The sequence below is a fragment of the Microbispora sp. NPDC046973 genome, assembly GCF_040644495.1.
Classification (GTDB): Bacteria; Actinomycetota; Actinomycetes; order Streptosporangiales; family Streptosporangiaceae; genus Microbispora.
Genome location: NZ_JBEYWQ010000008.1, coordinates 1 through 12631, shown reverse-complemented (window position 1 = coordinate 12631; position 12631 = coordinate 1). Strand labels below are relative to the sequence as shown.

The window sequence follows — 12631 nt, the reverse complement described above, 5'->3', positions numbered from 1 at the left end:
CAGGGCCGCTTCCTCAGTCGTAGTTGGCGATCTCGATGAGGTTGTGGTCGGGGTCGCGGATGTACAGGCTGGTGATCGGGCCGAGCGCGCCGGTCCTGGGAACCGGGCCCTCTTCGATGGGTACGCCCGCGGCGGTCAGATGGGCGGCCACCTGGTTCAGGGGCGTGTGGGTGATCAGGCAGAGGTCGGCGCTGCCCGGCACGGGGCGGAGAGCGTGCGGCCGGATCTCGTGCCCGGCCTGGTGCAGGTTGATTTTGCTGGAACCGAAGGCGAGCGCGTGGCGGCCACCGCTGAAGGTCACCGGCTCCATTCCGAGGGCGTCCCGGTAGAAGTCGATCGTGCGGGGGACGTCGGCCACGGTCAGGACCAGGTGATCGAGGCTCGCGATGCGGACGGCGAAGGTCTCCTTGACCGCCTCCCAGGCGACCGGTGGCAGGAGGTCCCGGTTGCGGGCGAAGAACGCGTGAAGCGCGGCCCCGTGTTGCGCCCGGATCTGCGCGTTGTGCCGGGCGACGTCGATCTCGTTCGCGGCCGTGATCAGGATGAACGCGCGGAGTTCGGCGTCGGAGGGGTCGACCGGCCGGCCCGTGAAGCGGTCGGCGAAGCGCAGGGCGGGGTAGGTGGCCGCGCGGTCGCAGGAGGCGTAGAGATAGACCAGCGCCTCGGCCGGGGCTCCGATCACCTCGGTCAGCGCGGTCCGGTCGGCGAGGTCGAGGAGCCGGTGGTCGAAGCCGTCTGTGCCGTAGGCCGCGTGACACAGACCGGCGAGCTGCACCTCTTCGGGCGCGTCCCAGTCATCGAGCAGGGTGGCGACGCGGTGCAGGTGCTCCAGGAGCGTGCCGCCGGGGTGAGGGACCCCGGCGGCGCCCTTGGAGGCGAGGAACGCGGTCGAATCCGTGAAGGTATCCGCTGTCATGTTCGCCTTGTATACACCGGCGGGGGAGACCGGCGCGGGCAGGGGCACTGATGCGGAAGGTCCTGGACACCTGCCGCGGCAACGGCGTCTTCGGCAAGCCGATCCCCCGGGCCGGCGGGACGTGGCGCCGACACGCGGGGCCGAGCGGTGGGTGTGCTCGATCGTCGAGTCGATCCCTGTCGCCCGGGACCGGGTTGCGGCCCTACCCGAGGATGCCGTGCAGGCGCTGCGGTGCGGGGGCGGGGAAGTCGCGTAGGGGGCGGAACGGGCTGAGCAGCAGGACGGCGACCGAGGAGAGCTGGACGACGGCCATCAGCATCATGGTCTCGCGTACGCCGACGGCATCGCCCAGCAGGCCGCCGAGCAGCCCGCCGAGGGGGATCGCGCCGTAGTTCAGGGCCGAAGTGCTCGCGGTGATCCGCCCGAACAGTTCGGCCGGGCAGTAGCGCTGGCGGAAGGTGCTCGTCAGGATGTTCGAGGCCACGACGCCCAGGCTGGTGCCGAAACCCGCGGCGGTGAAGAGCGCCAGTCCTGTGCCGCCGCTGCCGATCGGCCCGAGCAGAGCCATGGGTGCGGCGAGCGCCTCGCACAGCAGGAAACCCCGCGCCGTTCCGAATCGCGTGGCCATCCGGCCGGACAGCGCGGCGCCGAACAGGCCGCCCGAGCTCGCCACCGCCAGCACGACGCCCACCTGTCCCGCCCCCGCACCGAGATCCCGGGTGAGGAACACGACCTGGATCGACGAGTAGCCCATCAGGGCGATGTTGGATATCGCGCCGAAGACGGTGAGCGTGCGCAGGTAGTGGTCGTGCACGACGAACCGCAGACCGTCGCGGATCTCTGCGCGCAGCCGCCGCTTCGCGGCCCTCTCCCGGCGGGTCTCGCGGGCCCTCACGGAACGCAGGCACAGCACGGCGATCGCGAAGCTGACCGCGTCGGCCAGCACGCCGCTGACCGCGCCGAACCACTGCGCGAGCAGCCCCGCCAGTCCCGGACCGGCGATCTGCGCGGCCGATTCGCTGCCCTGGAGCTTGGCGTTGGCTTCCAGCAGCCGCTCGCTCTCGACGAGGACGGGCAGGTAGGCGCGGTAGGCGAGGGTGAAGAACACCCTCGCCGCACCGCCCGTCGTGGCCGCCACGAGCAGATGCGCCGTCGTCAGTGCGCCGAGCCATGCCACGATCGGCACGCTCGCGAACACCACCATGGACACGGTGTTGCACACGAGCATCACCGGCCGTTTCGGCATCCGGTCCACCCACGCGCCTGCGGGCAGTCCGACCAGCAGCCACGGCAGCCAGGCGGCCGCGGTCAGCAGCCCGACCGTGAGGGGGCTCGCGCGCAGTGTGATCACGGCGACCAGCGCAAGCGCCACGCCGCCCACGGAACCGCCGAGCGTGCTCGTCGTCTCGCCGATCCACAGCAGCCGGAAGTCGCGGCTCCCCAGCAGCCCGCGCCGTACGCCCGGCGTCGTGGTCACGGCCGGCCCGGTACGGCGCGGACGGTGAGGAAGACAAGCCTGCGGTCTTCCCCGTCGTCGGGGACCTCCCGGTCGGCCAGCGAGGCGAACAGGGCGAAGATCTTCTCTTCCAGCTCGGCGAGCTCGGCGACCGACAGCCTCGCCCAGTGGTCGGTGGTGAACGCCGCACGCCGCCACGGCTCCGGGTAGTCGTCGCGCTCGGCGAACCACTGGCGTACGAGCGCGGTCTGCCGGTCGAGGACGAGCGATTCCGCCGCCTCGGCCACGGGATCGTCGGGGAAGTCCGACGCCGACCAGCTGAGGACGCCGGGTGATCTGCGCCACCAGCGTTCCCGGCGGTCACGCGCGAGCTCCGGCACCTCCTCGACGAGTTCGCTCGCGGCGAGGACCTTCAGATGATGGCTGATGTTGCCGACGGCCTGGCCGGTCCTGTCGGCGAGCACCGACGCCGTCGAGGGCCCGTCCACCCGCAGGATGTCGAGAAGTCTCCGGCGCAGCGGGTGGGACATCGCGGCGAGCACCTTCGAGTCGCGTACTTCACGCGTTGGGCGATCATTCACCCGCTCACCCTAGGAGTACAAGAGCTGTTGTGCAACGACTCTTGTACGTCTTTGAAGCCGTGAGATCCCCGGGTGCCAGGACATCGCGGCTCGCCGTCGCGCAGACCTCCGTGACGCCCGCATGGAGCGGGAGCCGCGTAGCACACGGGGACGACCGCGAACCGTTCTTTGCCAAGGCGAGGAATTACGGGAACCATAGGAAGACCGCTCTTTGCGTAAATTGGGAAGCCGAGATCCGACGCATCGAGGGCGCCTTATGGCTACTTTCTGGGACCTCAAGCACTGGTTGGCCGACGCGATCAATACGCACGACATATCGGGAATCCTGTGCTGCTACAGCCCCGACGCCGTGTATGTCACGCCGTCAGGCGTGGCGGAAGGCCACGACCAGATCGCCTGGGTGTACGAGCAGTTTTTCAAAGCTTTTCCGGACTTTCACGCGACGGCATGGTTCGAACTCGGCGACTGTGAGAACCCCGCCGTCACGGAATGGACCTATACCGGCACCCATACCGGGCCTTTCCTGTTGCCCGACGGGCGCGAGATAGAGGGGACGGGCCGTCACATCACTCTCCGCGCCACCTGCTCGACCTTCGTCAGGGACGGCAAAATCGTCACGCACCGCGAATACTTCGACCAGTTGGAGCTCTACAGCCAGCTCGGCTTCGGACTGACGAAGATCGAGCACGGGTGACCGCGGCCGGGAGGGTCGTCCTCCCGGCCCGGATCGGGGTCCGCCGGCGGGCGCATGTCAGAGCGCGGAGACGATCTCCTCCACGCGTTGCCTGGCGTCGCCGAAGAGCATGCTGCTGTTGTGCCGGAAGAACAGGGGGTTCTGCACCCCGGCGTACCCCGTGGCCATCGACCGCTTGAAGACGACCACGTTCTCCGCCTCCCACACGCGCAGGACGGGCATCCCGGCGATGGGGCTGTCCGGGTCCTCGACGGCCCCCGGATTGACGGTGTCGTTGGCACCGATGACGAGGACGACCGACGTGGTGGCGAAATCGTCGTTGATCTCGTCCATCTCGAGGACGATGTCGTACGGCACTTTGGCCTCGGCGAGCAGGACGTTCATGTGACCGGGCAGGCGGCCGGCGACCGGGTGGATGCCGAAGCGCACCTCGATCCCGCGCTCCCGCAGCTTGCGGGTGAGCTCGGCGACCGGATACTGCGCCTGCGCGACCGCCATGCCGTAGCCGGGGGTGATGACGACGGACTTGGCCTCCTTGAGCAGGTCGGCGGTCTCGGGGGCGGTGATCTCCTTGTGCTCGCCGTAGTCGTGGTCGCCGGCGGGGCCCGCCTCGATGCCGAAACCTCCGGCGATCACGGAGATGAACGACCGGTTCATCGCCTGGCACATGACGTAGGACAGGTAGGCGCCGGACGAGCCGACGAGGGCGCCGGTGACGATCAGCAGGTTGTTGTCGAGCAGGAACCCGGACGCCGCGGCCGCCCACCCGGAGTAGCTGTTGAGCATCGAGACGACGACGGGCATGTCCCCGCCGCCGATGGAGGCGACCAGGTGCCAGCCGAGCAGCAGCGCCACGGCGGTCAGCGCGACGAGCAGCCCGAGGTTCGGGGAGATCACGAAGAGCACGGTCAGGACCGCGAACGCCGCGAGCGCGCCCAGGTTCAAGTGGTTCTTGCCCGGCAGCATCATGGGGCGGGAGTCGATCCGGGCCGACAGCTTGAGGAACGCGACGACCGACCCGGTGAACGTGAGCGCCCCGATGAACACGCCGATGGACACCTCGGCGTGGTGGACGCCCAGCAGCGAGCCGGGCACCTCCGCCTGCGCTCCGCCCCCGTTCTCGACCTCCAGGAAGCCGTTCCAGCCGACCATGACGGCGGCGAGGCCGACGAAGCTGTGCAGGATGGCGATGAGCTCCGGCATGGCGGTCATCTCGACGATCCGGGCCCGCCAGAGCCCGACGGCGGCGCCGATCGCCATCGCGGCCAGGAGCAGGACCACCGCGAGGGTCTCGCCGCCGTCCGCCGCGAGGACGACCGTCGCGGCGAGCGCGATGACCATGCCGGAGATGCCCAGTACGACGCCGGAGCGTGCGGTCTCGTGTTTGGACAGGCCGGCGAGGCTGAGGATGAACAGAAGGGCGGCGACGATGTAGGCGGCCTGTGCGGCCGTGGCGAGGGTCACGGTCAGCTCCTCGTGAACATGCCGAGCATGCGCCGGGTCACGGCGAAGCCGCCGACGATGTTGATGCTCGCCAGCAGGATGGCGACGAACGACAGGACGGCGACGACCGTGTCGCCCTGGCCGATCTGGAGCAGCGCGCCGACCACGATGATCCCGGAAATGGCGTTGGTGATCGACATCAGCGGCGTGTGCAGCGCGTGGTGGACGTTGCCGATCACGTAGTAGCCGATCACGATCGACAGGACGAAGACGGTCACGTGCTCGATCAGCGCGTTCGGCGAGAAGGCGGTCAGGAGGAACAGCGCGGCGGCCACGGCGGCGGTGACCAGATGGCGTCGCCGTCCGGGCGGCGACGGCGGTCTCCCGGCGGAGGCCGCCGCCGTTCCCCGCGCCGGCGCGGCCGGTGCGGCGGAAGTGGCCGGGGCGGGGGGGACCGCGCTGACCGGCACGGGCGGCGGCGGCCAGGTCTTCTCGCCCTCGCGCACGACGGTCATCGCGCGCTGCACGACGTCGGCGAAGTCCAGCACGAGGCGGCCGTCCTTGCCGGGGGTGAGCAGCTTCATCAAGTTGACGACGTTGGTGCCGTAGAGCTGCGAGGCCTGGGCCGGCAGCCGCCCCGCGAGGTCGGTGTAGCCGATGATGGTCACGCCGTTCTCGGTGACGACCGCCTCCCCGGGACGGGTGCCCTCGACGTTCCCGCCCTGCGCGGCGGCCATGTCGACGACGACGCTGCCCGGGCGCATGCGCGCCACGTGCTCGGCCGTGAGCAGCCGGGGGGCCGGACGTCCGGGGATCAGGGCGGTGGTGATGACGATGTCCACGTCGGCGGCCTGCTCGGCGTACATCTCGGCGGCGCGGCGGTCGTAGTCCCGTGAGGTCTCCCGGGCGTACCCGTCCGTGCTCGCCTGCTGCGCGACCCCGACGTCGAGGAACTCCGCGCCCAGCGAGCGCACCTGCTCGGCGACCTCGGGACGGGGGTCGGTCGCCCGTACGACCGCGCCCAGGCTGGTGGCCGTGGCGATGGCCGCGAGCCCGGCCACTCCCGCGCCCGCCACCAGGACCTTGGCCGGGGGGACCTTTCCCGCCGCGGTCACCTGGCCGGTGAAGAGCCGCCCGAACGCGTGCGCCGCCTCGATGACGGCGCGGTAACCGGCGATGTTCGCCATCGAGCTCAGCACGTCGAGCGCCTGCGCACGGGAGACGCGCGGCACGGCGTCCATCGCGAGCACGGTGATCGGCCGTCGCGCGAGCGCGTCCACCAGGCCGGCGTTCGCCGCCGGGCCGATCAGGGAGACGAGCGTGGCTCCCTCGCGCAGTGCCGCGATCTCGTCCGCCGACGGCGCGTTCACTTTCAGCACGACGTCGGCGTCCCATGTCTCCCCGCGGCCGGCGATCCGCGCCCCGGCCCTGGCGTACGCGTCGTCCGTGAAGCCCGACCGGCTGCCGGCGCCCGATTCGACGATCACCTCGTAGCCGAGCGAGACCAACTGCGGGACGGTGGCCGGGGTGGCCGCCACGCGTGTCTCGCCCGGCGCCGATTCGGCGACCACGCCCAGGCGGTGCGCTGAGTGACTCATCACGATCCTTTCTGTCGGGCGGGTCGTCGGGTTGGCCGACCCTGCGGTCGCCGCCGTCCTCCGCTCACTCGTGGGTCGCGGTGGTGTGGAAGGCGGCATGCCACGCGTCGCCGTACGGGCGGCGGTGAAAGGGATGGATGGGATTTGCTGTGAATATCGGGGAAATTGTCCCGACTTCCCTGCGTACGGATCAAGGGATAGCCACCGGTGGTTGCCCACCCGGCATGACTCCGCGGACCTCCGGGTTCCCTGGTGCTGCAACTTTCATCCCGGGCGCCGGCCGCTTCGGCTCGTGACGGCGGAAACCCGAGGTCATCGGCGGCGCACGCGGGCGGCGCCGGATTCGCCCTGGCGCGGGACCTCGGGCGGTTGACATGATTGCCGATCATGGGCGCGGCCGCCGCTCGCCGCGTACGGCCCAGGGGAGCTGCAGTGGTCCGGGGGATGGAGCCTGCTTCGAGGCGGAAGGACACCGTGCTCTGAAGCGCTAGGACTCCGCGCGGCGAGGACCGGCAGGTGCGAGAGGAGACGGCACGTGACGGCTTTCGTCGAGGAAGCTGAGCACGACCCCGAGCGCGGGGAGCGAACCGGGCCGGACACGGAGTCCGCCGGGCATACGGGTCTTTCCGCCGGCGAGGCCGCCGCCGGTCCGCTGTGGCGAAGCGCCACCGTCCGGGACGCGCTGCTGCTGTGGGTGGGCACCAGGGCGGGCATGCTCCTCGTGGCGGTCTACGGAATCCTGATCGTCTCCGGTCAGAACCACGCCCCGCTGCTGGAGCGGTGGAAGTTCTGGGACGTCGACCTGTTCCGGAAGATCGCGGAGTTCGGCTACGACGGCGACCCGAAGCTGGAGCCCGATCCGGGGCTGCCGGCGTTCTTCCCCGGCCTGCCGCTGGCGCTGCGGCTGGTCCATCTGGTGGTGGACGACTGGACGCTGGCCGGGTTGATCATCTCCTTCGTGGCGGGCGCGGTGGCCGTGGTGGCGCTGGCCCGGCTCGCCGACTTCGAGGGGCCCGCCGGGGCGGGGCGCTGGGCCGTCCTGGCGCTGCTGCTGTGTCCCCCCGCGGTCTTCCTGTTCGCCGGCTACTCCGAGGCGCTCTTCCTCGCCTTCGCGCTGCCCGCCTGGCTGGCGGCCCGCCGCAGAGCCTGGCCGCTGGCCTGTGCCCTGGCCGCCGGGGCGTCCTGCGTACGGATCACCGGCCTGTTCCTGGCTGTCGCGCTCATCGTCGAGTTCGTCGTCAGCCGCATCCGGAAGGACGGCTGGGCGGGCTGGTGGCGTGGGGCCTGGCTGGTGCTGCCGTTCGCGCCGATCCTCGTCTATGCCGCTTACCAGCATTCCCGTACGGGTGACTGGCTGGCCTGGAACAACGCGCAGCAGACCGGATGGGGGCGCAAACCGGTCTGGCCCTGGGAGGCGTTCCGCGCCACGTGGGACTCGACCGGCGGCGACGGCGGGTTCGCGCCGATGTTCCGTCTGGAGATCGCGGCGGCGATCGTGGGGGTGCTGCTGCTCGTCTGGCTGCTCGTCGCCCGCCGCTGGGCCGAGTTCGTCTACGTCGGGCTGCAGCTGGGTGCGCTGGTGACCTCCTCGTTCTACATGTCGATCCCCAGGTCGGTGCTGCTGTGGTGGCCACTGTGGGTGCTCATCGGCCGGGCGGGCGCCCGCCACCGGTCGGTGATCATCGTCTACGCCACGGTGATCGGGCCGCTCATGGTGCCGATGATGATGTCCTTCCTCAACAGCTCCTGGACCGGCTGACCCGCCGCCCCCGTCGACCAGCAGCGGCCGCGACCGGATATCGCGCGACAAATGCAGATGCAGGCGCTCCGTCCGGCTTGACAGCATGGCCCGATGGATCGACAACTGCTCAGCGCCATCGCCCATCGCGACCACCCCGTCGCCGCACCCGTCTCGGCCGCCAATCTCGATCGGCTGCTGTGCCGCGCCGCGTTGCCGGACGGAGCACGCATCCTCGACCTGGGATGCGGCCAGGGCGAGTGGTCGCTCCGGGCGCTCGAACTCGTGCCGTCCGCCCATGCCGACGGCGTGGACGTCTCTCCGCACGCCGTGGCGTCCGCGGACGAGGCGGCCGTCCGGCGAGGGCTGGCCGACCGGCTGACGCTGCACACGATGCCGGCCGGCGCCTTCACGGCCGCCCAGCCGTACGATCTGGCGCTGTGCGTGGGCTCGACGCACGCCTTCGGCGGGCTGACGGAGACGATGGAGGCGCTCGCCCGGTTTGTACGGCCCGGCGGCCTCGCACTCGTGGGGGAGGGATATTGGGAGCGCCCTCCCGCTCCCGAGGTTGCCGAGGCGATCGGCGAATATCCGGATCTCGCGGGCACGGTGGAGGCCGCCGAGTCCAAGGGCTGGCTGACCGTCTACGCCCACGTGAGCGATCCGGCCGAATGGGACGAGTACGAGTGGTCGTGGACCGGCACGCTGGCGCGCTGGGCCGCGGACAACCCCGGCCCCGACGGTGAGCAGGCCCTCGCCGTGATGAGGGAGCATCGCGACATGTGGCTCGGCGGCTACCGGGGCGCCCTCGGATTCGTCACCCTGCTCCTGCGCCGCATGTGACCCCCTGCGGTCAGCGGCGCAGCAGCCCTGCCAGGCGGAACCCCGCGAGGACGCCGACTCCGAGGTGGGCCGTGACGAGGGCGATCTGGAAGACCCGCTGACCCGCCGTGAGGTCGGCGGCGTAGCCGCCGTCGTAGAAGCCGGACACGAAGGCGAGCACTCCGGCGACGACCAGGAGGGCCGAGGCGGGGACGGCGACGCCGCGACGGCGCCGGGTCGCGCCGACGACCAGCACGACCTGCGCGATCATCATCGGAATCGGCGCCGACAGCCGCGCCTGCGGCCCGAGGGCGTCGAGCAGGGTAGGGCTGAGACCCGCCGACAGGGAGATGATCGCGCCGGCGACGTCCATGGCGAGCAGCAGGCCCACGCCGGCGACGAGCGCGGACGAGAGCGAACCGGCGGTGGCTGTGGTGGGTGTGGTGGTGGGTGCGGACATTGCCCCTCCTCGGAGAACGCGGTGAATGGTTGCGCATTCGAGGGTCCGGCGGGGGACGTCCAGCCGGCATGAGCCACCGGTCCTCAACGGGACGGGACATCTCGTCCCGTGACGACGGGACGCGCGGATGGCAACATCCCCTTCATGACGGACAGATCGGCCCGGCGCGCCGCCGTGGCGGCGGGCGTGCTGCTCGTCCTGGTCCTCGGGGCGCTGGTCGTCGAGCCCAGGCTGCGGCAGCTGGGCGTGACGGGAATCGTCGAACGGTTCGACGCCTTCCGCGCGGTCGCGGCGCTGTCGTTCGGCGTGCCCGGCCTGTTCGTGGTGGCGCAGCGGCCGGGGAGCCGGGTCGGCTGGGTGATGGTGGTCGTCGGGGCGGCCCAGGGGCTCGGGCTCGCCCTCGGCGCGTACGGCCTGCTCGGCATCAACAGCGGCATCAACAGCGGCATCGACGGCGGCATCGACGGCGGCATCGACGGTGGCATCGACGGTGGCATCGACGGTGGCATCGACGGTGGCATCGACGGTGGCGGCGCGGGCCTGCCGGGGGACGACTGGGCGATGTGGGTGTCCAACTGGGTGTGGATCCCCGCCTACCTCCTGGTCCCGACGATCTTCTTGCTGATCTTCCCGGACGGCCGCCTCCCTTCGCGCCGCTGGTGGCCGGCACAGGTCGCGGCGTACGCCGGCATCGGGGTGAACACGCTCGACTGGATGCTCCGCCCGGTGACCTACGAGCAGGTGCCCGGGCTGTTCCCCAAGGGGTACGCCGGCGTGCTGGCCGGGCTCACCGGGGTTCCGGACGCCCTCATGATCGCGGGCACGGTGTGCACGGTCGGCGCGGTGCTCGCCGCGGTCGGCTCGCTCGTCGGCCGTTACCGGTCCGCGGGTGAGGAGGTGCGACGGCGGCTCCAATGGGTGCTGGCCGCCGCGCTGCTGACGGTGGGCCTGCTCGGCGTCGCCCTGTTCGTGCCGTGGGGGCCGGTCATCGTGGCGCTCGCCGCCGTCCCGCTGCCGGTGGCGGTGGCGGTGGCCGTCGTCGCGCACCGCCTGTGGGACCTCGACCTCCTGCTGTCGCGCGCGCTCGCGTTCGGCGCCCTCAGCGTCGCCCTGCTGGCCGCGTACGCCCTGGTCGTGACCACGCTCGGGAACGCGGTCGGCTCCGGGGCGTCCGTGCTGATCGTGGCGCTCGCGGTGCACCCTCTCCACCTGCGGGTGTCGGCCGCCGCGAACCGCCTCGTGTACGGCGATCGCGACGACCCGGCGCGGGCACTGCGCCGGCTCGGCGTGCGGCTCTCGGACGCGGGTGCGCCCGGCGACCTCCTGGAGCGGATGGCCGCGGAGGTAGGGCGGGTCCTGCGCATCCACTACGTGGCCGTCGAGGAGTCGGGCGCTGTCGTGGCCTCCTGGGGCCGCCCGAGCGGCGCCGACACAAGTGAGAGCGTTCCGCTCCTCCACCAGGGCGAGCGGGTCGGCACGCTCGTGCTGGGGGAGCGGCTGCGCCCCAAGGACCGCGCGCTGCTGGCGCAGCTCGCGCCGCACGTCGCGGTGGCCGTACGGGCGCACCGCCTCGGGGCCGATCTCGAGCGTTCGCACGGGCGGCTGCTGGCGGCCCGGCAGGAGGAGCGCGACCGGCTGCTCTACGAGCTCCACGACGGGCTCGGCCCCACGCTGGCGGCCCTCGCGCTGCAGGTGGACCGCGGCCGGCGCCTGGTCGACACCGATCCCGAGGGGGCCAAGCAGGTGATGGACGAGCTGTCCGGCCGAATCCGCGGCACGGTCGAGAACGTCCGTGCGATCGTCAACGACCTGCGCCCGCCGCCCCTCGACACGCTGGGGCTCACGGGCGCGCTGGCCGAGCTCGGCAGGGGTCTCGCGGGCGACCTCGCGGTCGAGGTGGAGGCCCCGCCCGACCTGCCCGCGCTTCCGCCGCCGGTCGAGCTGGCCGCCTACCGGATCGCGGCCGAGGCCATGACGAACGCCGTACGGCACGCGATGGCGTCCCGGTGCACGGTCAGCCTGCGGGCGGGCGACGCGCCGGGCGTTCTGGAGCTGCGGGTCGACGACGACGGCGTCGGGGTGGGGGCTCCCGCCCGCCGGGGGTTCGGCCTCGCCTCCATGCGACGCCGGTCTGAGGAGCTCAACGGCACCTTCGAACTGCTCGACGAGGCCGGAGCGGGCACGCACCTGGTCGTACGGCTCCCGCTGGCGGCGCGATGATCCGCGTCATGGTGGTGGAGGACCACCCGGTGTTCGCCGAAGGGCTGGTCGCGCTCTTCCGCGATCTGCCCGAGGTGGAGGTCGCGGGGGTGGCGAGCACCGGCGAGGCGGCCGTCGAGCTGGTGGACCAGGTCACACCCGACGTCGTCCTGATGGATCTGCATCTGCCGGGCATGAGCGGGATCGAGGCGACCTCCCGCATCACGGCCCGGCATCCCGGCGTGGCCGTGCTGGCTTTGACCATGCTGTCCGACGACGCGTCGATCCTCGCCGCCGTACGGGCCGGCGCCCGCGGCTACCTGCTCAAAGAGGCGACGCCCGCGGACATCGTGCGCTCGCTGGAGGCGGTGGCCTCGGGACAGGTCGTGTTCGGCGCCGCGACCGGAAGCAGGGTGCTGGCCGCTCTCACCGCGCCGGCCGTGCGGCCCCGGCCGTTGCCCGAGCTGACGGAACGCGAAGTGGAGGTGCTCGACCTCGTCGCCGCCGGTCTCACCAACCACGCCATCGCGCGGCGCCTGTATCTGAGCGAGAAGACCGTGCGCAACCACGTGTCGAACATCTTCGCCAAGCTCGGCGTCTCCGATCGTGCCGCGGCGGTGGCGCGCGCCAGGGACGCCGGTCTCGGCGGGCGGTAGGCGCGGGCCGGGGAAACGCCGGGGCGCGGGGGGGGGTGTCCGGGGGGGGGGGGGGCCCGCGGGTGGGT

11 protein-coding genes are annotated in these 12631 nt (G+C 71.7%); 5 read left to right on the top strand and 6 right to left on the bottom strand.

Translation table 11 applies throughout. The features are described 5' to 3' along the window. Nucleotides 1-13 precede the first annotated feature (13 nt). From ABZ860_RS17125 to ABZ860_RS17115, 3 genes are all read right to left on the bottom strand, one after another. Nucleotides 14-916: a VOC family protein gene (locus ABZ860_RS17125; protein WP_357220817.1), complete on the bottom strand. Its 903-nt coding sequence runs from the start codon at nucleotides 914-916 to the stop codon at nucleotides 14-16. A 202-nt stretch (nucleotides 917-1118) separates the two neighbouring features. Beyond that, nucleotides 1119-2393: an MFS transporter gene (locus ABZ860_RS17120; protein WP_357220815.1), complete on the bottom strand. Its 1275-nt coding sequence runs from the start codon at nucleotides 2391-2393 to the stop codon at nucleotides 1119-1121. Continuing rightward, a complete protein-coding gene (locus tag ABZ860_RS17115; RefSeq protein WP_357220813.1) occupies nucleotides 2390-2953 on the bottom strand; it encodes a helix-turn-helix domain-containing protein in 564 nt (187 codons plus the stop codon). Before ABZ860_RS17115 ends, ABZ860_RS17120 begins: the two co-directional genes overlap by 4 nt. A gap of 256 nt (nucleotides 2954-3209) precedes the next feature. On the opposite strand from ABZ860_RS17115, the gene ABZ860_RS17110 reads away from it, so the two are divergent. Then, nucleotides 3210-3647 (top strand): ester cyclase, encoded by a 438-nt coding sequence (locus ABZ860_RS17110; protein WP_357220811.1) that lies wholly within the window; start codon nucleotides 3210-3212, stop codon nucleotides 3645-3647. A gap of 57 nt (nucleotides 3648-3704) precedes the next feature. Here ABZ860_RS17110 and pntB read toward each other — a convergent pair whose 3' ends face one another. Together pntB and ABZ860_RS17100 are read right to left on the bottom strand one after the other, a co-directional pair. After that, nucleotides 3705-5111, bottom strand: coding sequence for a Re/Si-specific NAD(P)(+) transhydrogenase subunit beta (gene pntB, locus ABZ860_RS17105; RefSeq protein WP_357220809.1), 1407 nt, complete (start codon nucleotides 5109-5111; stop codon nucleotides 3705-3707). 2 nt (nucleotides 5112-5113) lie between these two features. Further along, nucleotides 5114-6688, bottom strand: a complete 1575-nt coding sequence (locus ABZ860_RS17100; protein ID WP_357220807.1) for a Re/Si-specific NAD(P)(+) transhydrogenase subunit alpha — start codon at nucleotides 6686-6688, stop codon at nucleotides 5114-5116. Nucleotides 6689-7223: 535 nt separating this feature from the next. On the opposite strand from ABZ860_RS17100, the gene ABZ860_RS17095 reads away from it, so the two are divergent. Continuing rightward, nucleotides 7224-8447 (top strand): hypothetical protein, encoded by a 1224-nt coding sequence (locus ABZ860_RS17095; RefSeq protein ID WP_357220805.1) that lies wholly within the window; start codon nucleotides 7224-7226, stop codon nucleotides 8445-8447. Between the two features lie 93 nt (nucleotides 8448-8540). Continuing rightward, nucleotides 8541-9269 carry a class I SAM-dependent methyltransferase gene (locus ABZ860_RS17090; RefSeq protein ID WP_357220804.1) on the top strand — a complete coding sequence of 243 codons (729 nt, stop codon included), beginning with the start codon at nucleotides 8541-8543 and terminating at the stop codon, nucleotides 9267-9269. Between the two features lie 10 nt (nucleotides 9270-9279). Here the strand turns inward: ABZ860_RS17090 and ABZ860_RS17085 are convergent, their stop codons facing one another. Further along, nucleotides 9280-9708 carry a hypothetical protein gene (locus ABZ860_RS17085; RefSeq protein WP_357220802.1) on the bottom strand — a complete coding sequence of 143 codons (429 nt, stop codon included), beginning with the start codon at nucleotides 9706-9708 and terminating at the stop codon, nucleotides 9280-9282. Nucleotides 9709-9852: 144 nt separating this feature from the next. Between ABZ860_RS17085 and ABZ860_RS17080 the strand changes: the two genes are divergently transcribed. Together ABZ860_RS17080 and ABZ860_RS17075 are read left to right on the top strand one after the other, a co-directional pair. Beyond that, nucleotides 9853-11928, top strand: a complete 2076-nt coding sequence (locus ABZ860_RS17080; RefSeq protein WP_357220800.1) for a GAF domain-containing sensor histidine kinase — start codon at nucleotides 9853-9855, stop codon at nucleotides 11926-11928. Beyond that, nucleotides 11925-12563: a response regulator transcription factor gene (locus ABZ860_RS17075; RefSeq protein WP_357220798.1), complete on the top strand. Its 639-nt coding sequence runs from the start codon at nucleotides 11925-11927 to the stop codon at nucleotides 12561-12563. The genes ABZ860_RS17080 and ABZ860_RS17075 overlap by 4 nt, the downstream gene beginning before the upstream one ends. The last annotated feature ends 68 nt before the right edge of the window (nucleotides 12564-12631 follow it).